Source organism: Fictibacillus iocasae, assembly GCF_042665465.1.
In the GTDB taxonomy this organism is placed as follows: Bacteria; Bacillota; Bacilli; order Bacillales; family Fictibacillaceae; genus Fictibacillus; species Fictibacillus iocasae.
The window spans coordinates 161,380-184,375 of the sequence record NZ_JBHTCP010000009.1 but is presented as its reverse complement, the minus strand read 5'-3'; the positions used below and the strand labels follow the sequence as shown (position 1 = coordinate 184,375).

Annotated in this window: 24 protein-coding genes; 20 read left to right on the top strand and 4 right to left on the bottom strand. The window is 49.0% G+C overall.

Annotated elements, in window-relative coordinates:
• The first annotated feature begins 226 nt into the window (after positions 1 to 226).
• Positions 227 to 2,209, top strand: a complete 1,983-nt coding sequence (gene uvrB / locus ACFQPF_RS05095) for an excinuclease ABC subunit UvrB (protein WP_379747210.1) — start codon at positions 227 to 229, stop codon at positions 2,207 to 2,209.
• A 6-nt stretch (positions 2,210 to 2,215) separates the two neighbouring features.
• Positions 2,216 to 5,089, top strand: a complete 2,874-nt coding sequence (gene uvrA / locus ACFQPF_RS05090; RefSeq protein WP_379747208.1) for an excinuclease ABC subunit UvrA — start codon at positions 2,216 to 2,218, stop codon at positions 5,087 to 5,089.
• Between the two features lie 123 nt (positions 5,090 to 5,212).
• Here uvrA and ACFQPF_RS05085 read toward each other — a convergent pair whose 3' ends face one another.
• Complete coding sequence (locus ACFQPF_RS05085) at positions 5,213 to 6,109, bottom strand: alpha/beta fold hydrolase (RefSeq protein ID WP_379747206.1); 897 nt, start codon at positions 6,107 to 6,109, stop codon at positions 5,213 to 5,215.
• A 180-nt stretch (positions 6,110 to 6,289) separates the two neighbouring features.
• On the bottom strand, positions 6,290 to 6,487 hold the full coding sequence (locus ACFQPF_RS05080; RefSeq protein WP_379747204.1) for a hypothetical protein: 198 nt from the start codon (positions 6,485 to 6,487) through the stop codon (positions 6,290 to 6,292).
• A gap of 125 nt (positions 6,488 to 6,612) precedes the next feature.
• On the opposite strand from ACFQPF_RS05080, the gene ACFQPF_RS05075 reads away from it, so the two are divergent.
• The 10 genes from ACFQPF_RS05075 to ACFQPF_RS05030 all read left to right on the top strand — a co-directional run bounded on the left by ACFQPF_RS05075 (position 6,613) and on the right by ACFQPF_RS05030 (position 13,580).
• Positions 6,613 to 6,921, top strand: a complete 309-nt coding sequence (locus tag ACFQPF_RS05075; RefSeq protein ID WP_379747202.1) for a magnetosome magnetite crystal formation protein family — start codon at positions 6,613 to 6,615, stop codon at positions 6,919 to 6,921.
• Positions 6,922 to 7,001: 80 nt separating this feature from the next.
• On the top strand, positions 7,002 to 8,078 hold the full coding sequence (locus tag ACFQPF_RS05070) for a DUF4097 family beta strand repeat-containing protein (protein WP_379747200.1): 1,077 nt from the start codon (positions 7,002 to 7,004) through the stop codon (positions 8,076 to 8,078).
• 23 nt (positions 8,079 to 8,101) lie between these two features.
• On the top strand, positions 8,102 to 8,293 hold the full coding sequence (locus tag ACFQPF_RS05065) for a PspC domain-containing protein (RefSeq protein WP_379747198.1): 192 nt from the start codon (positions 8,102 to 8,104) through the stop codon (positions 8,291 to 8,293).
• 1 nt (position 8,294) lies between these two features.
• On the top strand, positions 8,295 to 8,657 hold the full coding sequence (locus ACFQPF_RS05060; protein ID WP_379747196.1) for a phage holin family protein: 363 nt from the start codon (positions 8,295 to 8,297) through the stop codon (positions 8,655 to 8,657).
• Positions 8,658 to 8,902: 245 nt separating this feature from the next.
• Complete coding sequence (hprK, locus tag ACFQPF_RS05055) at positions 8,903 to 9,838, top strand: HPr(Ser) kinase/phosphatase (RefSeq protein WP_379747272.1); 936 nt, start codon at positions 8,903 to 8,905, stop codon at positions 9,836 to 9,838.
• Positions 9,839 to 9,977: 139 nt separating this feature from the next.
• The gene (gene lgt / locus ACFQPF_RS05050; RefSeq protein WP_379747194.1) at positions 9,978 to 10,838 is read left to right on the top strand and encodes a prolipoprotein diacylglyceryl transferase; all 861 of its coding nucleotides are present in this window, start codon (positions 9,978 to 9,980) and stop codon (positions 10,836 to 10,838) included.
• Positions 10,801 to 11,751 carry a nucleoside recognition domain-containing protein gene (locus ACFQPF_RS05045; protein WP_379747192.1) on the top strand — a complete coding sequence of 317 codons (951 nt, stop codon included), beginning with the start codon at positions 10,801 to 10,803 and terminating at the stop codon, positions 11,749 to 11,751. Before lgt ends, ACFQPF_RS05045 begins: the two co-directional genes overlap by 38 nt.
• Positions 11,748 to 12,392: a pyrophosphatase PpaX gene (ppaX, locus tag ACFQPF_RS05040; RefSeq protein ID WP_379747190.1), complete on the top strand. Its 645-nt coding sequence runs from the start codon at positions 11,748 to 11,750 to the stop codon at positions 12,390 to 12,392. The genes ACFQPF_RS05045 and ppaX overlap by 4 nt, the downstream gene beginning before the upstream one ends.
• Complete coding sequence (locus ACFQPF_RS05035; protein WP_379747188.1) at positions 12,393 to 12,908, top strand: acyltransferase; 516 nt, start codon at positions 12,393 to 12,395, stop codon at positions 12,906 to 12,908.
• 87 nt (positions 12,909 to 12,995) lie between these two features.
• Complete coding sequence (locus ACFQPF_RS05030; RefSeq protein WP_379747186.1) at positions 12,996 to 13,580, top strand: hypothetical protein; 585 nt, start codon at positions 12,996 to 12,998, stop codon at positions 13,578 to 13,580.
• 61 nt (positions 13,581 to 13,641) lie between these two features.
• Here ACFQPF_RS05030 and ACFQPF_RS05025 read toward each other — a convergent pair whose 3' ends face one another.
• Together ACFQPF_RS05025 and cax are read right to left on the bottom strand one after the other, a co-directional pair.
• Positions 13,642 to 14,673 carry a redoxin domain-containing protein gene (locus ACFQPF_RS05025; protein ID WP_379747184.1) on the bottom strand — a complete coding sequence of 344 codons (1,032 nt, stop codon included), beginning with the start codon at positions 14,671 to 14,673 and terminating at the stop codon, positions 13,642 to 13,644.
• Positions 14,674 to 15,065: 392 nt separating this feature from the next.
• Entirely contained in the window at positions 15,066 to 16,142 is a 1,077-nt protein-coding gene (gene cax / locus ACFQPF_RS05020) for a calcium/proton exchanger (RefSeq protein WP_379747270.1), read from the bottom strand.
• Positions 16,143 to 16,302: 160 nt separating this feature from the next.
• On the opposite strand from cax, the gene ACFQPF_RS05015 reads away from it, so the two are divergent.
• The 8 genes from ACFQPF_RS05015 to hisIE are packed head-to-tail and all read left to right on the top strand — an operon-like array spanning position 16,303 to position 22,732.
• Positions 16,303 to 17,487, top strand: coding sequence for an ATP phosphoribosyltransferase regulatory subunit (locus ACFQPF_RS05015; RefSeq protein ID WP_379747182.1), 1,185 nt, complete (start codon positions 16,303 to 16,305; stop codon positions 17,485 to 17,487).
• Positions 17,484 to 18,128, top strand: coding sequence for an ATP phosphoribosyltransferase (gene hisG / locus ACFQPF_RS05010; RefSeq protein ID WP_379747180.1), 645 nt, complete (start codon positions 17,484 to 17,486; stop codon positions 18,126 to 18,128). Before ACFQPF_RS05015 ends, hisG begins: the two co-directional genes overlap by 4 nt.
• Positions 18,125 to 19,399 (top strand): histidinol dehydrogenase, encoded by a 1,275-nt coding sequence (hisD, locus tag ACFQPF_RS05005; RefSeq protein WP_379747178.1) that lies wholly within the window; start codon positions 18,125 to 18,127, stop codon positions 19,397 to 19,399. Before hisG ends, hisD begins: the two co-directional genes overlap by 4 nt.
• Entirely contained in the window at positions 19,396 to 19,986 is a 591-nt protein-coding gene (gene hisB, locus ACFQPF_RS05000) for an imidazoleglycerol-phosphate dehydratase HisB (RefSeq protein WP_379747176.1), read from the top strand. Before hisD ends, hisB begins: the two co-directional genes overlap by 4 nt.
• Before the next feature lies 1 nt (position 19,987).
• Entirely contained in the window at positions 19,988 to 20,629 is a 642-nt protein-coding gene (gene hisH, locus ACFQPF_RS04995; protein WP_379747174.1) for an imidazole glycerol phosphate synthase subunit HisH, read from the top strand.
• Complete coding sequence (hisA, locus tag ACFQPF_RS04990; protein WP_379747172.1) at positions 20,622 to 21,350, top strand: 1-(5-phosphoribosyl)-5-[(5-phosphoribosylamino)methylideneamino]imidazole-4-carboxamide isomerase; 729 nt, start codon at positions 20,622 to 20,624, stop codon at positions 21,348 to 21,350. Before hisH ends, hisA begins: the two co-directional genes overlap by 8 nt.
• Positions 21,351 to 22,109, top strand: coding sequence for an imidazole glycerol phosphate synthase subunit HisF (gene hisF / locus ACFQPF_RS04985; protein WP_379747170.1), 759 nt, complete (start codon positions 21,351 to 21,353; stop codon positions 22,107 to 22,109).
• Positions 22,106 to 22,732, top strand: a complete 627-nt coding sequence (gene hisIE / locus ACFQPF_RS04980; RefSeq protein WP_379747168.1) for a bifunctional phosphoribosyl-AMP cyclohydrolase/phosphoribosyl-ATP diphosphatase HisIE — start codon at positions 22,106 to 22,108, stop codon at positions 22,730 to 22,732. Before hisF ends, hisIE begins: the two co-directional genes overlap by 4 nt.
• Positions 22,733 to 22,996 lie beyond the last annotated feature (264 nt).

Here is a 22,996-nt window from a genome sequence, read left to right as displayed (position 1 = left end):
CCGCGGAAAGCGTGCACCTGTAACGCAGATCAACAGCTTCGCTGATTTCTTTAATAAAACAAAGTTTTCAAATGTTTATCGTTTCCTTCTTCAGTCTAACGAAAGAATAATGATTTGAAAAGTTCCCAATAATTTCTGCGAATATCTGTTCGTAAATATTAGGAAAACGCCTAATTCATATGCTATACTTTTTACAGCCATATTTTAGGAACGGGGGTACAGAACGTTGAGCAAACCGTTTGAAATTGTATCAAAATACACGCCTCAGGGCGACCAGCCAGAAGCCATAAGGCAGCTGATAGAACGGCTGAATGAAGGCAAAAAGAAAATGACCTTACTCGGTGCGACCGGTACAGGAAAGACGTTTACCATCTCCAATGTGATCAAGGAAGTGAACAAGCCGACGCTTGTGATCGCCCATAACAAAACATTGGCCGGACAGCTTTACAGCGAATTGAAGGAGTTCTTTCCGAACAATGCTGTTGAGTATTTTGTTTCGTACTATGATTATTACCAGCCGGAAGCGTATATCGCGCATTCGGACACCTATATCGAAAAAGATGCGAGCATCAATGATGAGATCGACAAGCTCCGCCACTCGGCGACATCATCTTTGTTCGAGCGCAACGACGTCATCATCGTCGCATCGGTTTCCTGCATTTACGGCCTCGGTTCGCCGGAAGAATACAAAAGCCTCGTGATTTCACTGCGCACAGGCATGGAGAAGGACCGCGACCAGCTGTTGCGTGACCTGGTTGATACGCAATACAACCGAAACGACATCAACTTCACACGCGGAACGTTCCGTGTTCGCGGAGACGTTGTCGAGATCTTTCCGGCATCACGTGATGAGCATTGTTTGCGCGTTGAATTTTTCGGTGATGAGATCGACCGCATCACTGAAGTGGATGCGTTAACCGGAGAAATACTCGGCGAACGCAGCCATGTGGCCATCTTCCCGGCATCCCACTTCGTTACACGCGAAGAAAAGATGAAGCTTGCGATCGTCAGAATACAAGCCGAATTGGAAGAACGCTTAAAAGAGCTGAACGAAGCGGGTAAGCTGTTAGAAGCGCAACGTTTGGAGCAGCGCACGCGCTATGATCTTGAGATGATGGCCGAGATGGGTTTCTGCTCAGGCATCGAGAACTATTCGTTGCATTTGACGCTCCGGCCGATCGGCAGCACACCGTATACGCTGCTCGATTATTTTCCAGATGACTCGCTTATCGTGATCGACGAGTCGCACGTTACACTGCCGCAAATTCGCGGGATGTATAACGGTGACCAGGCGAGAAAGAACGTGCTTGTTGAACACGGATTCCGATTGCCATCAGCGAAGGACAACAGGCCGCTGACATTTGATGAATTCGAGCGGTACAACAAGTTCCAGCACATTTATGTATCAGCCACACCTGGTCCTTATGAGCTCGAGCATGCGCCAGAACCGATTCAGCAGATCATCCGTCCGACTGGACTGCTTGATCCGACGGTCGAAGTGCGGCCGATCAAAGGCCAAATCGATGACCTTGTCGGTGAGATCAATGCCCGCACAGAGAACAACGAAAGAGTGTTAGTGACGACATTAACGAAAAAAATGTCTGAGGATCTGACTGATTACCTGCTTGAGCTAGGCATTAAAGTGCGTTATTTGCATTCTGAGATCAAGACGCTAGAGCGAATTCAGATCATACGCGATCTGCGTCTTGGCGTGTTCGATGTGCTGGTCGGGATCAACCTGCTGCGGGAAGGGCTCGATATTCCAGAGGTTTCGCTCGTTGCGATTCTTGATGCGGATAAAGAAGGATTTCTCCGCTCCGACCGGTCGCTGATCCAGACGATCGGACGCGCGGCGCGTAACGCGAACGGCCATGTTATCCTGTACGCTGACAACATGACTCGTTCGATGCAGGTGGCGATTGAAGAAACGCAGCGGCGTCGTCAGACACAGATCGCTTATAACGAAGAACACGGCATCACGCCGACAACGATCAAGAAAGAAGTGCGCGATGTAATCCGTGCGACGCAGGCTTCAGAGGATTCGGGCACGTACGGTACAGCCGCACCAAAACAGAAAATGAGCAAAAAAGACCGCGAAGCTTTCATCGAACGCATGGAAAAAGAGATGAAAGATGCGGCAAAGAACCTTCAGTTCGAACGAGCCGCAGAGCTTCGTGACTTGATTCTTGAACTGAAAGCGGAAGGATGATCCACATTGGCAGCCAACCAAAATTTAACCGTCAAGGGTGCTCGCGCCCATAACTTAAAAAATATAGATGTGACGGTTCCACGTGACAAGCTTGTTGTCCTGACAGGCTTGTCCGGATCCGGGAAATCATCGCTCGCATTTGATACGATCTATGCGGAAGGCCAGCGCAGATACGTAGAATCTTTGTCTGCCTATGCCCGCCAATTTCTCGGGCAAATGGACAAGCCGGACGTCGATTCGATCGAGGGGCTTTCTCCGGCCATTTCCATTGATCAGAAAACGACGAGCCGCAACCCGCGTTCTACCGTCGGGACGGTTACCGAAATTTACGACTACTTGCGCCTGTTGTTCGCCCGTATCGGCCGTCCGGTTTGTCCGACACACGGTGTGGAGATCACGTCGCAGACGATTGAGCAGATGGTTGACCGGATACTGGAATATCCGGAGCGAACGAAGCTTCAGATCCTCGCTCCCGTCGTATCGGGCCGAAAAGGCGAGCATGTAAAAGTGCTCGAAGACATCAAGAAACAAGGATACGTCCGTGTCCGTATTGATGGCGAGATGCGTGAGGTGTCGGAAGAAATCTCGCTTGAAAAGAACAAAAAGCATTCGATCGAAGTGGTCGTTGACCGCATCGTCATAAAAGAAGGCATCATGACTCGTTTATCTGACTCACTCGAAACAGCTCTGAATCTAGCAGAAGGAAGCGTGATCGTCGACGTGATGGGCGAGGAAGAGCTTTTATTCTCTCAAAATCATGCCTGTCCGTATTGCGGTTTCTCGATCGGTGAGCTTGAGCCTAGACTGTTTTCGTTCAATAGCCCGTTCGGTGCCTGCCAGTCGTGTGACGGACTCGGTGTGAAGCTAGAAGTCGACTCCGAACTCGTTATTCCCGATTGGTCGCGTTCGCTCAAGGATCATGCCATCGCACCATGGGAGCCGGTTTCATCGCAATATTACCCGCAGCTGCTTGAGAGCATCGCCACACATTTCGGCATCGACATGGAGGTTCCGGTAGAAGAGCTGCCGAAAGATCAGATCGATAAAATTCTAAACGGTAGCACGAAGGACCGCATACTTTTCACGTACCGTAATGATTTCGGACAGGTGCGTAAGAACGAAATCATTTTCGAAGGCGTGCTTTCCAATATTGAACGGCGTTACCGCGAAACGAGCTCTGACTATATTCGTGAGCAAATGGAAGGATACATGGCACAAAAGCCTTGTCCAAAATGCAAAGGCCACCGATTAAAGAAAGAAGCGTTGTCAGTCTTAATCAACGGCAAGCATATCGGTGAGACGACTCAGCTTTCCATCACAGAAGCGAACAAGTTCTTCAGCAGCCTGGAGCTGACAGAAAAAGAGCAGGCGATCGCCAAGCTCATTCTGCGCGAAATCATTGACCGTTCTGGCTTTCTTATCAACGTCGGTCTGGACTATTTAACGTTCAGCCGTGCAGCCGGGACGCTATCCGGAGGGGAAGCGCAGAGAATCAGGCTCGCGACACAGGTCGGTTCCCGTTTGATGGGCGTCCTTTACATTTTGGACGAGCCGTCAATCGGCTTGCATCAGCGTGATAACGACCGTCTCATCCGGACGTTGGAAGAGATGAGAAGCCTCGGGAACACACTGATCGTCGTCGAGCATGACGAAGATACGATGTTTGCAGCCGATTATATTATTGATATCGGTCCAGGTGCCGGCGCGCATGGCGGAACGATTACCGCACAGGGAACGCCTCAGGAAATCATGGAGGACCCGAATTCACTGACCGGACAATATTTATCAGGCAAGAAGTTTATTTCTCTTCCAGCGGAACGCCGTCAGCCGGACGGACGCTATATTGAAGTGCTTGGCATGAGCGAGAACAACTTAAAGAATGCGAACGTGAAGATCCCGCTTGGCATTTTTACTGGTGTAACGGGTGTTTCTGGCTCTGGTAAAAGTACGTTCGTCAACGAGATCCTGCATAAGGCGTTGGCGCAGAAGCTGCATAAAGCGAAGGATAAACCAGGTGCACATAAAGCGATTAAAGGTCTTGAGCATGTGGATAAGGTTATCGATATCGACCAGTCGCCGATCGGACGTACGCCACGGTCAAACCCGGCCACGTATACGGGAGTGTTTGATGACATCCGCGATGTGTTCGCTTCAACGAATGAAGCAAAGGTGCGCGGCTACAAGAAGGGACGATTCTCGTTTAATGTGAAAGGCGGACGCTGTGAAGCCTGCCGCGGAGATGGGATCATTAAGATCGAGATGCATTTCCTGCCAGACGTGTATGTACCGTGTGAAATCTGCCACGGCAAGCGGTATAACCGTGAGACCCTTGAAGTGAAATACAAAGGCAAGAGCATTGCGGATATTCTGGACATGACAGTAGAAGAGTCGGTTGATTTCTTCGCGAACATCCCGAAAATTCGGCGCAAGATGGAAACGATTCTAGATGTCGGTCTTGGCTACATCAAGCTCGGACAGTCTGCTACCACACTTTCAGGCGGAGAAGCGCAGCGTGTGAAGCTAGCGAGCCAGCTTCATAAGCGTTCGACTGGCAAGACGATCTACATTTTGGATGAGCCGACAACAGGCTTGCACGTCGATGACATCTCCCGCCTGTTGAAAGTACTACAGCGTATCGTCGACAATGGCGATTCTGTCCTAGTGATCGAGCATAACCTTGACGTGATCAAGCAGTGTGATTATTTGATTGACATGGGGCCAGAGGGCGGCGATAAAGGCGGGACTGTTGTTGGAACCGGAACGCCAGAAGAGCTCGCGAAAGTAGAAGCGTCACATACCGGACGCTACCTCGCGCCGATCTTAAAGCGCGATAAAAAGCGGATGAGTGCGAAGCTAAAAGAAAAAGAGACAGTGAAATAACGGGAACGGAAATCTGCTATCTGTAAGAATTCATATTAGAGAAATGAACTAACAAAAATGCAGTTCAATAAAATTGCCGAATGCACCTTGCATTCGGCGTTTTTTTGTTGATTGATTTGTTTTTTATCCATTTTCTAGATTGCTTGATTCGTTCACTTGCCGCATTGTTAGAAATTCAAGCACTTCCGGCAGCGGGGCAAAGATTGAGGCAAGGTGGCTGAGTCCTTTGAGTTCGGTGTATTCCGAGTTCGGGATGACTCGGTGCATGTGACGCGCATGATTTACAGGCACGCTGTCATCTTCGTCGCTGTGCCATAGCTTAACGAACGTTTTTAAGGTAGCGGGATCGAACGGCCATGGTGTAAGGAAGTTCTTATAGTCGTCGATCATGCCCCATGGAGTGCGTGTCGCTTCACTGATGGTTTTCGTGTAAATGTTGAGGATTTCCTTTGTCATGTTTTTCTTTTCGCTTGCGTGAAGCTGATCATATTGAGATTTCACGAAAGCTTCCGGGTTCTTTTGCGCATATTGCACAAACTTGCGTAAACCGTCAGGAGATTGAAATGCGCTTAAGAAGCCGATCTGGTCTTCTTTGGAATGAGATAAGAGGAGCTCACGTACATGAAGGGGTCCCATGCCGCTGATCACGGCCACTTTTTGTACTCTGTCCGGCATGTCTGCCGCACAGGCAAGCGCATAGGGAGCGCCGCCGGAGATACCGATCGTGCTGAACTGATCAATCTTTAAATAGCGCAGCAAAAGCTTGGTGTCTGTAACAACATTTTCGATCGTCCTCCCCTGCTTCGGAGTAGAAAGGCCGTAGCCTGGACGTTCTATGGCAATAATCCGAATTGGAGGAAACGGCATCTCTTTCGCCATTTCTTCGAGAAGCTGTATAAAAGGATGGACACGGGACGAAGGGGTGCCGTGAAAGAGCAGAACGGGCAGCCCATCTTTATTTCCGTAGTCCCCGAAACCGAGCGTTCTTCCGTCAGACAGAGACAGCACGTGATTTTCCATGAATAATCCTCCATTTTCAAATCGATACACATCGTAATGATGAAATGGTCTATTCCATAGTGTATTCGAGCAGAGAATATATTTTCCAAAATCATTTTACATAATATGATAAAATGACATTGTTTGGAATGGGTGTGTCTGATTGGCTATAGCTGCCTTGACGAAAGCAGGGTGGCCGTACTATCCTCTCCAGATAAAGCGTATAAATCGGTAAACGGCATAGTTAATGCCAGCGATAAGAAGAAAGCTTACTAATGCGGCCAAAAGCTTTTCCAGAAAAGAAAGACTGCCGCTTGGTTCTTCGGCAATCATATAAATAACGCCAGACAAAATAAATACGGTGGCGAATAGAAACAATGGTTTTAAATAACGAGACAATGCGAATGTCCTCCTTAAACGTAATAAATAGCTGTCATAATCATACGGAATATAAGAACATCTGTCGAATGGCTGCAAATAAAAAGGAAGTTTATTTGAAAAAGAGAAGATAAAAGGGGAATAAAATGATGAAGAGCAACACAGCGAAAATTATTTCGTCATTATGCTATTTTAGTATTTTCTTTGCACCGTTTTTGTTTCCTGTTGTCGTTTATTTTGTTTCAGAGGACAACGAAGTGACAGAGCATGCGAGAAAAAGCTTCATGTCACACATCTTTCCGGCTATAGCCATCCCGCTTGGCATCATTATCGTGTTCGAATCAGGGTATAGTACAGGTTCAATCATTTTGAGCGCATTGCTGTTCGGGATTCTGTCATTAATCGTCGCCATCTGGAATATTGTTAAAGGAATAAAGGTGCTTATCCAAACGTAAACACGATCGGCTAAGAATACTAGACATCATGAATCTGCCTGACGCCGGTACTATGGACAAAATCAGGGGGGCGTCCTGTTATGGAAGAGAAGAAGATGATTTTAAATATGCTCGCTGAGGGCAAAATTTCAGCGGAAGAAGCGGAAAAACTGCTTTATGCCGTCGGCAGCAAACGGTCGTTCAGCGTAAAGAATCCCATGAAATCAGCCGGTGCACCATCTGGCGGAACGGCGGTTAAGGTTCCTTCTACTGGCTATAAAATGGCCAAGTTTTTTGATCGTGTCGTCCAGCGCATTAAAACGGCGGACTTTGATCTGAATTTCGGGCCGTCAGAGGCTGTCCATTATGTGTTTTCCGACAGTCATGTCATGTTTCAGCATATTGATGTTGAAGTATATAACGGATCGATCACGATGCTGCCATGGGACCGAAACGATGTGCAGATCGAATGCGATGCCCATGTGTATAAGGTTCCTGAAGGGTCGTCGGCTAAAACGAAGTTCCGCAATGAGACGTTCTACGATTGCGACGCGACGAAGCTCAGGTTCTATTCTCGCAACAAGCATCAAAAGGTGAACGCCGTCATCTCGATTCCGCGCTATGCGTTCGATGACATTAAGCTTGCGACGTTTAATGGCTCCATCAAACTGAGCGATTGTGAGGCGAGCACCCTGCATGCAAAGGCAACGATCGGTTCCATCTCGATCGCGGAATGCCGTGGAACGAAATTTAAAGGAGAAACTGCGAACGGCACACTGACCGTTAAGGACTGCCGTTTTGATGAAGCGGATGCTGAAACGATGAACGGAGCGCTTCGGTTGACGCTTGATGCCAAGCAGGTGCGGGCTGAAACGATGAACGGCTCTATTTATTGCAGGCTCGCTTCAGCGGCTGAAGGATCGGCATATTTTAAGACGGTGACCGGTAAAATAGAAGCAGAGCTGCCTGGCGAGATGGAGATCGATGCAGAGCTGAAAACAATGGTTGGAGGTTTTGTATGCGATTTCGATTCGCTTGAAGTGAAAGAAGAGAAAAAGGAAGTCGCCAAAAAGTATTTATCCTTTATCGCGAACAAAGGCTCATCTCCGCAGTTTAAGGTGGAAGCGGAGGCGAAAACCGGCTCGATTTCGCTGCTGCGTTTAAAAGAAGAGCATTAAATTTCAAAAGGGGTGGCTGTCACATGAAAAAGTTAGTGCGGACAGAAGATCAAATTCTAGCAGGTGTTTGTTCTGGCATTGCACGGTACTTTGAAATAGACGCTGCTCTTGTGAGGATAGGCGTTGTGCTGATCGGCATCTTCACCGCTTTTATCCCTTTATTGATCGGATATGTGATTGCGATGGCAGTCATCCCGCTTGAGGGAGAAGAATAGAGTGAGAGTCATCGCTTCGTGGCTGATCAACACGGCTCTTCTTATGGCGATAGCGGGATTCTTTGAAGCCTTTTATATAAAAAGTACGATATCGGCCCTTGTCGCCAGCATATTGCTGTCTGTTTTTCATGCTGTGCTCAAGCCGATCCTGATCTTGCTCACGCTTCCTGTTACCGTGCTGTCACTCGGACTTTTTCTAATCGTTATTAACGCCTCGCTGTTGATGCTAACCTCGTGGGTGATGGGGCCGTCGTTCGTCATCGACGGATTTGGCATGGCGCTTGGTGCCGCCCTGCTTCTGTCACTGGCCAACATCGTCGTCCAGCGCGTGATATTCGATCAAAACAAAAATGAAACGAAATGAAGGATGATGCCGGTTGATGGTGTCATCCTTTTCTTGTACTTTAGGAAGTTATCACTTTTTACAGTGAAGGATTTCGACGCAGTCAAAAAGTTGACGAACAAAGTGCTTCGTGTCAGCCGAGTTTTCCATACATAGCGGGTTGAAAGAGGCACGAGATAACAAAGCAGGCTAGTTATGCGTTCCACACCCTAAAGTGATACAATAGAATCATCATTTGACCAGGGAATTCCGGTTAGGAGGACATGATGGCAAGAGTACATACGAAAGAAATCATTGATAAATTTCAGCTTGAGCTTGTAAGCGGAGAGGAAGGGGTTCACCGCTCAGTTACGACGAGTGATCTGTCTCGTCCAGGACTTGAGATGGCAGGATATTTTACCTTTTATCCGGCAGAGCGGCTGCAGCTTCTAGGGAAAACGGAGCTGTCGTTTTTAACCGAGCTTGATGCAGATGCAAGGATGGAGCGGCTGAACCTGCTATGTACAGATGAAACACCGGGCATTATCATCACGCGCGATATGGAGGTGCCGAAAGAGTTGCTGAAGGCATCGCACAAATCGGGTGTGCCGATCATGCGTTCCAAGCTGACTACAACAAGGCTTTCGAGCCGCCTGACGAACTACTTGGAAAGCCGTTTGGCTCCAACGACGGCGATGCACGGCGTCCTTGTGGATATTTACGGCATCGGTGTCCTGATCACAGGCAACAGCGGAGTCGGGAAAAGTGAAACAGCGCTGGAGCTCGTCAAGCGCGGGCATCGTCTTGTTGCGGATGATTCCGTTGAAATTCGCCAGGAAGATGAAGACACACTGATCGGAAGCGCCCCTGAGCTAATTCAGCACCTGCTTGAAATCCGCGGCCTTGGCATCATTAACGTGATGACGCTATTCGGAGCAGGAGCGATACGCAACTATAAGAAAATCGCGCTCGTCATCAACCTGGAGACGTGGGATCCGAAAAAGATTTACGACCGCCTCGGCCTTGAAGATGAGATGATGCAAATTTTGGACACGGAGGTGCCGATTCTTACCGTGCCGGTCCGTCCTGGGCGAAACTTGGCTGTCATTATCGAGGTGGCAGCGATGAACTTCCGTCTGAAGCGAATGGGCATGAACGCGGCGAAACAGTTTTCAGAGCGTCTCACGAATGTGATCGAAACAACGGACGAAGAGGATTTTTAATAGTGTTAGAAAGAGTTTAACATCATCGCCGCAGTCAACCGGTTTAGGAATAAAGCAAAAGATCATCTAAGGCTGACTTAGGGTTTGCGTCAGCCAGGTTTTTTTAAGACCCTGATAAGAAAAAAAGGACGTGGAGAATATGGAATCATCTATTCAGCCGATCGACCGGGTTGCCCTTGAACTTGGTCCGATCACGATTTACTGGTATGGCGTCATTATTGGACTCGGTGCGCTGCTTGGGCTTTGGCTTGCTGTAAGAGAATCCGAGCGCCGAGGTTTGGCGAAGGACACGTTTGTTGATGTGGTTATGATTGCTATTCCGGTCGCGATCATTTGCGCCCGTTTGTATTATGTTGCGTTTAAATGGGATTTTTACAGTGCGAATCCTGAAAAAATCATCGCGATTTGGGAAGGCGGGATCGCCATTCACGGTGCGCTGATCGGGTCGTTCTTGACAGGATATTTTTTCTCACGGGCGAAAAAGATTTCGTTTTGGAAGCTGGTTGACATCGCGGCGCCTAGTATTCTATTAGGCCAGGCGATCGGCCGCTGGGGCAACTTCATGAATCAGGAAGCACATGGCAGCGAGGTGACCCGCTCGTTTCTAGAGTCGCTTTACCTGCCAGACTTTATCATCAACCAGATGTACATTGACGGCACGTACTATCATCCAACGTTTTTATATGAATCACTATGGAACCTGCTCGGTGTGTTCGTCCTGATCGCATTGCGAAAGGTAAACCTGCGCCGTGGCGAGCTGTTCCTCACGTATCTTATTTGGTATTCTGCTGGCCGATTCTTTATTGAAGGGCTGCGCACAGACAGCCTTATGCTCACAGAATCGCTTCGAATTGCACAGGTCATGTCGCTCGTGTGGATAGCCGCAGCAGTGATTGCTTTGATTTACCGTCGTGTAGCGGGCTATTCAACCTTTCGCTATCTGGATAGAGAGAAGGATGTAGATGGAGACGATCAAAAAAGGCGCCGCCGCCGGGCTTAAAACAACATGGACACTCGGAAAGATTATCTTTCCGGTTACCTTATTCATCACCATTCTCAGCCATACGCCTGTTATGGGCTGGCTGATCCAGCTGCTCAGTCCTGCGATGAAGTGGATCGGGCTGCCCGGAGAGGCGGCGATACCGCTTGTGCTCGGAAACTTGATCAATCTGTATGCGGGGATCGGCGGCATTTTAACGCTTGATACATTGACCGTGAAGCATGTCTTCATACTGGCTGTCATGCTCTCGTTTTCTCACAACCTGCTCATTGAATCGAGTGTCGCCGCTAGTGTCGGTGTGAAGATTTGGGTAATCGTGACGGTCAGAATCGGGCTTGCGGTTATCTCCGCGTTCATGATCAGTACGTTTTGGGATGGCGGAAGCAAAATGGCGCATTACGGTCTCGTGCCGAAACAAGAGCAGCTGCCTGACGGCTGGTGGGAAATTATTTTCTCTGGTGTAGAAAAGGCGCTCACCGGGATCGGGCAGATCGCGTTAATCGTCATCCCGCTTATGATCGTGATGCAGTACTTAAAAGATAAAGGCTGGCTGAACACCATTTCTGACATGATGGCGCCAGCACTGAAGCTGCTCGGCATGAAGCGTAACACTTCGATGACGATGGCAGCTGGTTTGACGATCGGACTCGCGTTCGGAGCGGGTGTGATGATACAGGCAGCGAAGGAAGATAACGTCTCGAAAAAGGACCTGTATCTTGCCTTCATTTTTCTTGTCAGCTGTCATGCCGTCGTCGAAGATACACTCATTTTTGTACCGCTCGGCATACCGGTTCTGCCGCTTCTGATCATCCGGCTTTCCACGGCAATTTTGCTGACGATGATCGTCGCAGCGGTTTGGACGAAAGTGGAGCATACTAAAACACATACAACGAGAAAGGAAGCACAGCTATGAAACAAATTGATACCGTATTGTTTGACCTGGATGGGACGTTGATTAATACGAACGAACTGATTATCGCGTCTTTTCTATACACGCTTGATAAATTTTTCCCAGAGCAATATAACCGTGAGCACGTCCTGCCGCTGATGGGGATGCCGCTCGTTGAGACGATGGAGCATTTCAGCAAGGACCAGGTTCAGGAGCTGGTCGATGTGTACCGTGAGCATAATATTGCGAACCATGACGATTTAGTAGAAGAGTTTGAAGGAGTTTTTGAAACGGTAGAAGAATTGTATAAAAAAGGCTACAAGCTCGGCATCGTGACGACAAAAATGCGGAATACGGTCGAGATGGGGCTGAAGCTTGTCGGACTGGACAAATTCTTCAGCACGGTCGTGACGTTGGATGACGTAGAGCGCGCGAAGCCAGATCCTGAGCCGGTGCAAAAAGCGCTGGTCCTCCTTCAATCACCGCCTGAAAAGGCAATCATGGTAGGAGACAGCAAGTATGACATTCTATCAGGCAAAAACGCTGGGACGAAAACAGCTGGGGTATCATGGACGATCCGCGGCCAGGAATATTTGCAGCAGTTCGAGCCAGACGTGATGCTCGATCATATGACAGACCTGTTAGGTTACTTAGGAGAGAGATAAGTGCGCAGAACGGAACGCTATCCGGTTAAAGGCAAGAACTCACTATATCAAGTGTACAAAACGGTGCCGTTCTGGAAGGTTGCGAAGAATTTTGCCGCCATCCAGGTCGCCCGGTATACCCCTTTTCTTCCGATGAAGAACTGGATTTACCGGACGTTTCTCCGAATGAAGGTGGGAGAGGATACGGCATTCGCGCTGATGGTCATGCTGGACGTGATGTTTCCGGAACGTATTACGGTCGGACGCAACACGGTTATCGGATACAACACGACCATACTGGCTCATGAGTATTTGGTCCACGAATATCGTCTCGGCGATGTCATTATCGGGGATGAAGTCATGATCGGTGCGAACTCGACGATCCTTCCCGGCGTTACGATCGGGGATGGGGCGATCGTGTCTGCCGGAACGCTTGTTCATAAGGACGTTCCTGCCGGTGCGTTTGTCGGAGGAAGTCCGATGCAGATCATTTATTCGAAAGAAGAACGAGAGGCGAAACAGCCGTTAAAAAGTTGAATTTTGTCGGCTGTTCCCTACTTGGGTTTTTATTGTTTTCGTCGTATACTAAAAGAGCGAGAAAGTGCGAGGGAGGCAGAAGCTGTCATGAAACGAAAATCGTTTTCGATGTTTTTTGTGAAAGATACGTTTAAGGTTGGCCATCTAGTAGAGGACACCGCTTTGTCTTTTAATGCTTCCCAAATTCAGCATGGTTCAGATGAACACCAGGCGATCCGCAATTCCTATCGATTTAGAACCGCTGTTTCTAAAATGAAGGCCAGCAAGTTCATGAAACATTATGAACTTGAGCAATCCCGTGCCAAGCTTGTTTTTTTCGGCGATTATTCCACCTTTAAACGTTACAACCCTCATGTACCATCCACTAAAGAAGAATACCTTCATTATTTAGAATCGGAAGACCATGTGTACGAACTTCTCCTGGATTTATCTGTTTACCTTTTTAAAGAACTCCCTTTCCTGCATGATTTGCAGATTGATATTCCTAACCATGGAAGAATGTATTCACTTGACGTATCCCGCAGACAGCTGGACCGCCAGTTAAACTGCCGATTGTCAGACATGAAAGACGGCCACCATCACCGTTATTATTTTTTGTATATGGATGACGAACTGGACCGCTTTGTCGGGGAGTTTGTGAAGGTGAAGAGGATGAGGCGCAGGTATCAATAGTGTTGAATTCGTTTTTTAATATAAAAAGGCAGATCAGGGCCGTCCTTGATCTGCCTTTTTTCTATTGTGCCTGCTGCAGGTAGTTTTCCATGGTATTCGCGTCCATCGGACCGATGTGTCTGTTTGTGATAATGCCGTCTTTGTTGATGATGTAGGTGGTGGGAATCGTGACGGCTCGATAGGCAGAACCGACTGTTCCTTCTGTATCTAATAAGACCGGGAATGTGAGTTTGTTTTCTTTCGCAAATTTTCGGGCCGCTTCACGCGAATCGCTGTCTGTCAGGTTAACGGCAAGTATTTCGGCTTCATTACCGCCGTACTTCTTATAAAAGGCTTGCATTTCAGGCATCTCCGCACGGCAGGGCGGGCACCAGGTTGCCCAAATATTGACGAACACGACTTTTCCTTTTTGATCGGACAGATTCATCGTTTTACTGTCCAGCGTCTCTAGTTCAAAGTTTGGTGCTTTGTTTCCTGGTTTTATCCCTATTGTGGCTGCTTTCGTTTCAATGGCTTTTGGCTGCTCAGCCTTTTTGACAGAAGGCGATGCATTGGCCATCGTGAAAACAAGACTGATACCGACCAGCGCGAGTGACGCATTGCGAATGTCCCGGCTTTTTACAAACGTAAGATAAACGGAAGCAGCGAACATAAGAAGCGATAGTATTCCTTCGGCTGTATTCTGTTCAGCCAGCATATAGCGAAGTGCGAAATAGAGTGCGTAAAAGATAGTGAAGGCGTATGTTGCTGAAAAAAAGAGAGCGGTGAATGGGAGCTTTTGCTTACGTATGGATACGAGCAAAATCGCTATCCCAGCTATTGCTCCAATCAAGATGCCTGGAGTAGAACCTGAAAAGTAAAGAATATTGAGTGGGTTATTCAATGCTGCAGAAGGATGGAACAGCACATAGGAAAACTTCCATACCGCCAATCCTGTGATGACGGAGTTGGAAAGGATGTTCAGCATATCTTTTCTATGCCCGTCATTTCGGAGTAGAACATATAAAAGAACATAAGCCGCTAATCCAGATACCAGCAGGAAAAGCACGTCCGATTTCAGCGGAAAGTTCCCAATCATTATATAAGAATTCATTATAACCACCCTTTCTTGCCTTCTGTTATCACTTTATCAGAAAAAGAGGGAAAATATACGTAGAATGATTGGTTTGGTTGTTTAGCTTGGTTTTAGTTCTTTGGCGGAGAATGGCTGACATGTTCTTCGAGGCTAACCTGAGGTCTGGTACCGAGATGGGTTTGGTTCTTGGACGGAAATAGCGAACATGTTCTTCGAGGCTAACCTGAGGTCTGGTAACGAGATGATCACCTTCGGTGTAATGGAGTACTTGATCCGGATTGAGATGATGACCTTCGGTATTATATTGGTTGTTTTAAATGGGTTTGGACTCATTATGTTTTTGATTGGTGTTGTTATTTGGAGAAGTAAGAAAGGGGTCCGGTATCGGACCCCTTTTGTGTTGGCTTTTTTTAGAGAAGGTAGAATCCTACGCCCATGATGAGGTAGGCGGCGAGGAGGGTGAGGCCTTCGAACCAGTTGGTGTCGCCGTCGCTGGTGAGCGAGATGGTGAGGAAGACGGCGAGTACCATGGAGACGAGTTCGGGCAGCGAGAAGACGAGTGCCATGGGCTGCGGGAACAAGAGTGATACGAGTACTAGTGCGGGTGCGACGAACATGGCGATTTGCAAGGTGGAGCCTACGGCGATTTCGACGGCGACGGTCATTTTATTTTTGTAGGCCATGATGATCGCGGAAGCGTGCTCGGCTGCGTTACCGACGATGGCGACGATGATGACGCCGATGAAGACTTCGCTCCATCCTAGTGTTTGGCCGACTTCTTCAAATGTATGGACGAGTTTCTCTGATACATAGGCGACGGCGGCTGTTGCGAGTGCGAGTACGAGCATGGCGCGGCCTTTTGTCCATTCGGCTGTTTCGTGCTCGTGGCCTTCTTCGTGTTCGGATTGATAAACGCCTCGATGGGAGACGAGTTTGAAATAGAGTGCGGCTAAGTATAGGGCAATCATGATGACGGATACCCAGATGCTTAGTGTGAGTGATTCCTGGTCTTCGAGCTTAAAGGAGAAGACTTCCGGGAATACAAAAGCAACGACGACGGCGAAGATGAGCAGTCCGGCGTTATGGCGGGCGTCGTGGACGTTGAATTTCTGCCGTTTGTATTTTAGGCCGCCGACGAAGAAGGATAAGCCTCCGACGAGCAGGAGGTTTCCGAGTACGGAACCGGTCAGTGAGGCTAGGACGACGCTGATGAGTCCTGCTTTTAAGGCGAAGATGGAGATGATCAGCTCTACCGCGTTGCCGAATGTGGCGTTGAGCAATCCGCCGATTCGTGGTCCTGCTACGATGGCGAGGCTTTCTGTCGCGCGGCCCATGTAGGCTGCGAGGGCGATGATGGTGGCACAATAGATGACGAATAGAATGACGGCTGGCCAATGCAGCATACTACCTATGACAGATAGCGGGAGGCCGGCGAGTATGGCCACAAAGAAAATTTTATTAAACAAAATAATTCCACCTTTCTTCATAAATCTGTACATACTATTCCCTCATTTTCAGAAATTCAACACGTGATTTTGGTTGACGATAAATAGAAGGACGTGTAGACTACAAAGTATATTTTATCTTGTTAGCACATTAGCGAACTAAAGTATTTAGATCGATAACGATAATTGAAGGTGATGAATCATGCCAAGACCATTTGTATTCGAGAAACCTGCAGGAATGCGTGACAAGCTGCCTCTTTTTTTTCAGGCGAGTGAACAGATCAAGCAGCAGCTGCTTAAAAAAATAAATGAGTGGGGCTATCAGATGGTTCAGACACCCACTTTAGAATATTTTGATACGGTTGGTGAAGCGTCGGCGATTTCGGATCAGCAGCTGTTTAAGCTGCTGGATATGGAAGGCAGTACGCTTGTGCTCAGACCGGATATGACAGCACCGATCGCCCGTGTCGTGTCTTCGAGCATGAAGCAGGTGGCGTATCCGCTAAGGCTTTCTTACAGTGCGCCGGTTTTTCGTGCGCAGCAGCGTGAAGGAGGGCGTCCTGCTGAGTTTGAGCAGGTTGGTGTTGAGCTGATCGGTGATGGAACGATGAGTGCGGAAGCGGAAGTGCTTGCGTTGATGAATGATGTGCTCAGAGAGACGGGCATCCGGACTTTCACGATTACGATCGGCCATATTGGATTTGTTCAGGAACTGTTCATTGAGATACTTGGAAACGAGGAGCGTGCAGAGGAGCTTCGCCGGTTCTTATTCGAGAAAAATTACGTGGGCTATGCGAATTTTGTCAAGAATTTGCCGCTGTCATCGATTGATTCGGCAAGGCTGCTAAAGCTGCTGGAATGCAGAGGAGGCGACCGGGCGCTTGATATGGCAATGGACCTGGCGGGTACGGAGAAAGGAAAGAAAGCTGTTCAAGATCTTAAGGAACTGAAGGAGATTTTGAGCACGTATGGCGCGGCGGAAGCCATCAATTTTGATTTCACTCTGCTCAGCCATATGAGCTATTACACAGGAATCGTGTTTGAGGGATATGCTGCGGGCATCGGATCCCCGATTGCGGGAGGCGGTAGATATGATGATCTCTTAAGCCGGTTTGACCGGTCGGCGCCGGCGATCGGGTTTGCCGTTCGGCTCGATTATGTAATGGAAGCGATCGGCCAGCATGAAGGAGTGACGAATCGTACATGCATTCTATACAGCGGTGAAAGAAGAAAAGAAGCACTGCTTGCCGCTGCAGAAAAGCGCAGCAAAGGCATTCCGGCTGTCGCACAGGATGTCGCTGGAGTAGAGGATATCGACGCGTTTACGAAACGTTTTACTGACGTGGTTTATTTAATAGGAAAGACGCAAGGAGAGGAAACAACATGAGTGAGTTATTGACTGTTGCGATGCCAAAAGGGCGCATATTTGAAGAAGCGGCCGATATGCTCCGCGAGGCTGGTTACCCTCTGCCGCCAGAATTTGAAGATAACCGTAAACTGATCGTTGAGGCCCGTGAGGCTGGAATGCGGTTTATTTTAGCCAAGCCGATGGACGTGCCGGTATACGTTGAGCAGGGTGTGGCGGATGTTGGGATCGCTGGTAAAGACGTGATGATTGAGGAAGAGCGTGATGTGTATGAGGTGCTCGATCTGAAAATCAGCACTTGTTATTTAGCTGTGGCCGGTCTTCCCGGAGGCATTCGTGATAAGGTGGCTCCAAAAGTGGCCACGAAATATCCGGAGGCCGCGTCCAACTATTTTCGGGAGCAAGGGGAACAGGTGGAAGTGATCAAGCTGAACGGTTCCATCGAACTTGCGCCGCTTATCGGCCTCGCAGACCGGATCGTGGATATCGTCTCATCTGGACGTACGTTAAAAGAAAACGGACTTGTGGAATATGAAAAAATCATGGATATTACATCGCGTCTAATCGTGAATCCGGCCAGCTACAGGCTGTACGCGGACACGATCCAGAATCTCGTGGAAAGACTGCGCAAGGTTACGGAGAGCAAGGAGGCTGCCAGATGAAAATGCAACGAATCAGCGAACTGAATGCGCTTGAGCGCAGCCTTGAAGAAAACACATCGTTTCAGCGAGAATCCGTTCTGGCCATTCTGAAAAAAGTGCGCGAAGAAGGCGATGTTGCACTGTTTGAACTGACCGAAACGTTTGACCGGGTGTCGCTCGATGCTTTAGAAGTGACAGTGGAAGAAGTAAACGAAGCGTATAAAGAACTGGATGACGAAATGATCAGCATTATTAAGGAAGCAGCGGGTAACATCCGTGAATATCACGAAAAGCAGAAACGGCAGTCTTGGTTTTTTACCCGACCGGACGGGACGGTGCTCGGACAGCAGGTAAGGGCGCTTGATTCGGTCGGTATTTACGCTCCAGGCGGGACGGCGGCTTATCCGTCATCGGTCCTGATGGGAGCGATTCCTGCCCAAGTGGCTGGCGTTGAGAAGATCGTGCTCGTGTCGCCTCCGGGTGAGAACGGAAAGCTTCCAGCAGCTGTACTCGTGGCCGCGAATGAAGCGGGTGTAAAACACATGTATAAAATTGGCGGAGCACAGGCGGTCGGAGCACTGGCTTACGGAACAGAAACGGTGCCGAGAGTGGATAAAATTATTGGTCCGGGCAACATTTATGTCGCGCTCGCCAAACGAGAAGTGTTCGGACTGGTAGATATTGATATGATCGCAGGGCCGAGCGAGATCGCCGTATTAGCAGATGAAACGGCGAACGCCCGCTATATCGCCGCTGATTTATTATCACAGGCAGAGCACGATCCTCGATCGGCAGCTATCCTTGTCACGACATGCGAACAGCTAGGGCTTGATGTGATAGAGGAAGTGAAATCACAGCTCGAAAGCCTGCCTCGCAAGGAAATCGCCGCTCAGTCGATCTCGGCTTATGGTGCAGTGTATATCGCAGCGACAATGGATGAAGCGGTTGACGCGATCAATAAGATTGCCCCAGAGCATTTGGAGATCATGACGGAAGAACCGATGGAACTGCTCGGACAAATCAAGCATGCAGGCGCGATCTTTTTAGGTGAATACAGCTCAGAGCCGGTCGGCGATTATTTTGCCGGCAGCAACCACGTGTTGCCTACGAGCGGAACGGCGCGCTTTTCCAGTCCGCTGAACGTGGACGATTTTATGAAAAAGTCGAGTGTGATCCGATACAGCAAGCAAGCACTATTAAATAATGGAAGAAAGATAGCATCATTCGCGCGTTTAGAAGGCTTAGAGGCTCACGCACGGGCGATCGATGTCAGGCTGGAGGAGAAACGATGACAGAACGTACGTATTCAGTAGAACGAAACACGAAAGAAACGCAGATCAGCCTGTCTTTGAACTTGGACGGATCGGGTCAGGCTGACATCAGCACACCGGTTCCTTTTTTGAACCATATGCTCGATGCGTTCGCCCGCCACGGTCTGTTTGATCTAACGGTGAACGCTGCAGGCGATACAGAGATCGATGACCACCATACGACAGAGGATGTAGGGATTGTGCTCGGACAGGCGATTCAGGGCGCACTTGGCGATAAAAAGGGGATCAAGCGATACGGAAGCGCGTTCGTGCCGATGGATGAGACGCTTGCACAAGTGGTGATTGACCTTAGCAACCGGCCGCACCTCGAATTTCGTGCTGAAATGCCGAGCCAGAAGGTGGGCTCGTTTGATACAGAACTGGTGCACGAGTTCTTCTGGAAACTTGCACTGGAAGCCCGGATGAACCTGCATGTGATCGTGCATTATGGCAGCAACACGCACCACATCATCGAAGCGATTTTCAAGGCCTTTACAAAAGCGCTGGACGAAGCGACACAGCTGGATCCGCGCGTTGAAGGAGTGCCTTCTACGAAAGGGGCCCTGTAAGATGATCGGGATCATTGATTATGGAATGGGCAACCTGCACTCGGTCAAGTCGGCGCTGTCGCGAATCGGCGAAGAGTTTGTGTTATCGAGTGACAAAACAGAGCTGGAAAAATGCGACGGATTGCTGCTTCCGGGTGTCGGAGCATTTAAAGATGCGATGGATCAGCTCAATAGCAGCGGACTTGCCGAGTTTGTGAAAGATGAAGCGGCTAAAGGGAAGCCGCTGCTTGGAATCTGTCTCGGCATGCAGCTTTTGTTTGAAGAAAGTGAAGAGCACGGCAACTTCCAAGGTCTCGGCCTTTTGCCTGGTCGCGTGACGCGCTTTACGGGAAAAACAGCTGGTGGTGTAACGTATAAAGTGCCGCATATGGGATGGAACCATCTTGCTTTTCATCAGCGGGAGCACGATTTGCTCGACGGTCTGCAGGAAGGCTTTGTGTATTTTGTCCACTCGTATGTGGTGAATACGGCTGAACAAGACGTCATCGCCGCATCAGCACAGTATGGGGATGTCGAAGTGCCCGCCGTCGTTGGTCGCGGCAACGTGATGGGTACCCAGTTTCACCCTGAAAAGAGCTCACAGCTTGGAATGGGTATGCTGAAGAATTTTTGTACGTTTGTAAAGGAGAGGTCATATGCGTGAATTCACATTATATCCGGCGATCGACATGCGCGGCGGCAAGTGCGTAAGACTGCTGCAGGGAGATTACGATCAAGAGACCATTTACGGAGACTCACCGTTCGATATGGCTAAAACGTTTGCCGAAAACGGAGCACAGTGGATTCATATGGTCGATTTGGATGGTGCCAAGGCTGGCGTGAAGATCAACCATGAGCATGTGCTTCGTGTCGCGAAGGAGCTGGACGTGAAGGTGCAGATCGGCGGCGGCATTCGCACGATGGAGGATGTAGAAAGTTACTTGAACGAAGGTGTAGACCGCGTCATTTTAGGCAGTGCGGCAGTATCTGCCCGGAATTTTGTCGAGGACGCTCTCGCAAAATTCGGTCCGCGCATCGCCATCGGTCTTGATGCGCGCGATGGCTATGTCGCGACTCACGGATGGCTTGAAACATCTGAGCTGAAAGCGAGTGATCTGGCGCAGGAGCTCGCGGCCAAGGGTGCAGAAACGTTTATTTTCACCGATATCTCGAAAGACGGCATGCTGCAAGGGCCGAATACGGAGGCCATTGCAGAGCTTGCTGCTCTGACAGGTAAAGAAGTGATCGCTTCTGGCGGAGTCAGCTCCATCGACGATTTAATCCTGTTGAAGAATGATGAGCGCGGTGTGGCTGGCGCGATTATTGGAAAAGCGCTGTACACCGGCAAGTTTTCGCTGCAAGAGGCGTTAAGGAGCGTGAAGTAGATGCTCACAAAACGCATCATACCTTGTCTTGACGTAAAAGATGGACGTGTCGTAAAAGGCGTCCAGTTTGTGAACTTGATTGACGCCGGCGACCCGGTGGAGCTTGCCCGCTTTTATGATGAACAAGGAGCGGACGAGCTCGTGTTCCTCGACATTTCAGCGAGCCATGAAGGCCGCGAAACAATGACAGAGGTCGTTGAGCGAGTCGCATCTGAGCTTGCCATACCGTTTACGGTCGGCGGCGGGATCAACACGCTTGATGACATGAAACGCGTTCTTCGGGCAGGAGCTGACAAAGTGTCGGTGAACACGGCGGCCCTTCTCCGGCCAGAGCTGATTACAGAAGGGTCACAATTCTTCGGGGCACAGTGCATCGTTGTGGCGATTGATGCGAAATACGATGAGGAGCTAGGATCTTGGCGCGTTTACACGCATGGCGGACGAAAGTCGACTGAGTGGGAAGTGACCGACTGGGCACGCGAAGCTGTTTTACGCGGGGCGGGCGAAATTTTGCTGACGAGCATGGATAAAGACGGTGAAAAGTCCGGGTTCAACCTGAAGCTGACAAGAGCGGTCTCTGAAGCAGTCCCTGTTCCGGTTATCGCATCGGGCGGCGCGGGCAACGCGGATCATTTTTATGATGCGTTTTCGGAAGGCTTAGCCGATGCGGGACTTGCCGCGAGCATTTTTCATTATAAAGAAACGTCTATCGCAGAGGTGAAAGCAGCGTTGGCTGAAAGAGGGGTGGCCATTCGATGAATATAGAAGAATTGAAATTTGATGATAAAGGCTTGATTCCTGCTGTCGTGCAGGACGTCCAGTCACGTGAAGTGTTGACGGTTGCGTATATGAACAAAGAATCGCTGCAAATGACTCTAGAAAAAGGCGAAACCGTCTTTTACAGCCGTTCACGCAGCGAGCTTTGGCATAAAGGCGCCACTTCAGGCAATACACAGCGCGTAGTAGACATCAAGTTGGATTGTGACCAAGACGCACTCGTCGTCCTAGTAGAGCCGAACGGACCTGCCTGTCACACCGGTGCTTACAGCTGTTTCAGCGGGACGGATAGTGAGCCTGTTTTCAAAGAATCCAAGGATCGGTACGCCATCTTAACAGAATTGCAGAACGTGATCGCACAGCGTGAAAAAGAGATGCCAGAGGGTGCGTACACGACGTATTTGTTCGAGCATGGCGTGGATAAGATTTTAAAAAAGGTCGGAGAGGAAGCGGGCGAGGTCATTATCGCGGCGAAGAACCGGGACCCCGAGGAGCTGAAATGGGAAGCGGCGGATTTGCTGTACCACCTGCTCGTCCTGCTGCAGGAACAGAAGCTGCCGTTTGATGACGTGCTTTCGGTGCTGAAGGAAAGGCATGCTAAATGATGCAAGTATTGTCCCAAAAGACTGAATGATGTCTTTTGGGATTTCTTTTGTTAGAAGGATGACTTATCACTTCGATTCAATGGCTGAGAACTCAATTGTTGTAACAAATGGCTGAACGGTCGTGAAAAACCAATAACTTGCTGTAAAGGTTTCTTTATTTGCTTTAAGAAATACAAAACTTGCTGTGAGATTTTCAAAAAGTGTAGTAAGGCGGAAAATGAGTCCTGCCGTATCACTAAAAAAAGGTCATTATAGATCCCATAA

Excerpts from the sequence above, each read along its gene's own strand:
- ACFQPF_RS05085 (WP_379747206.1), bottom strand. The coding sequence starts at position 6,109 with ATGGAAAATCACGTGCTGTCTCTGTCTGACGGAAGAACGCTCGGTTTC.
- ACFQPF_RS05075 (WP_379747202.1), top strand. The coding sequence starts at position 6,613 with ATGATGAAGAGCAACACAGCGAAAATTATTTCGTCATTATGCTATTTT.
- ACFQPF_RS05070 (WP_379747200.1), top strand. The coding sequence starts at position 7,002 with ATGGAAGAGAAGAAGATGATTTTAAATATGCTCGCTGAGGGCAAAATT.
- ACFQPF_RS05065 (WP_379747198.1), top strand. The coding sequence starts at position 8,102 with ATGAAAAAGTTAGTGCGGACAGAAGATCAAATTCTAGCAGGTGTTTGT.
- hprK (WP_379747272.1), top strand. The coding sequence starts at position 8,903 with ATGGCAAGAGTACATACGAAAGAAATCATTGATAAATTTCAGCTTGAG.
- lgt (WP_379747194.1), top strand. The coding sequence starts at position 9,978 with ATGGAATCATCTATTCAGCCGATCGACCGGGTTGCCCTTGAACTTGGT.
- ACFQPF_RS05045 (WP_379747192.1), top strand. The coding sequence starts at position 10,801 with ATGGAGACGATCAAAAAAGGCGCCGCCGCCGGGCTTAAAACAACATGG.
- ppaX (WP_379747190.1), top strand. The coding sequence starts at position 11,748 with ATGAAACAAATTGATACCGTATTGTTTGACCTGGATGGGACGTTGATT.
- ACFQPF_RS05030 (WP_379747186.1), top strand. The coding sequence starts at position 12,996 with ATGAAACGAAAATCGTTTTCGATGTTTTTTGTGAAAGATACGTTTAAG.
- ACFQPF_RS05025 (WP_379747184.1), bottom strand. The coding sequence starts at position 14,673 with ATGAATTCTTATATAATGATTGGGAACTTTCCGCTGAAATCGGACGTG.
- cax (WP_379747270.1), bottom strand. The coding sequence starts at position 16,142 with ATGAAGAAAGGTGGAATTATTTTGTTTAATAAAATTTTCTTTGTGGCC.
- ACFQPF_RS05015 (WP_379747182.1), top strand. The coding sequence starts at position 16,303 with ATGCCAAGACCATTTGTATTCGAGAAACCTGCAGGAATGCGTGACAAG.
- hisG (WP_379747180.1), top strand. The coding sequence starts at position 17,484 with ATGAGTGAGTTATTGACTGTTGCGATGCCAAAAGGGCGCATATTTGAA.
- hisD (WP_379747178.1), top strand. The coding sequence starts at position 18,125 with ATGAAAATGCAACGAATCAGCGAACTGAATGCGCTTGAGCGCAGCCTT.
- hisB (WP_379747176.1), top strand. The coding sequence starts at position 19,396 with ATGACAGAACGTACGTATTCAGTAGAACGAAACACGAAAGAAACGCAG.
- hisH (WP_379747174.1), top strand. The coding sequence starts at position 19,988 with ATGATCGGGATCATTGATTATGGAATGGGCAACCTGCACTCGGTCAAG.
- hisA (WP_379747172.1), top strand. The coding sequence starts at position 20,622 with ATGCGTGAATTCACATTATATCCGGCGATCGACATGCGCGGCGGCAAG.
- hisF (WP_379747170.1), top strand. The coding sequence starts at position 21,351 with ATGCTCACAAAACGCATCATACCTTGTCTTGACGTAAAAGATGGACGT.
- hisIE (WP_379747168.1), top strand. The coding sequence starts at position 22,106 with ATGAATATAGAAGAATTGAAATTTGATGATAAAGGCTTGATTCCTGCT.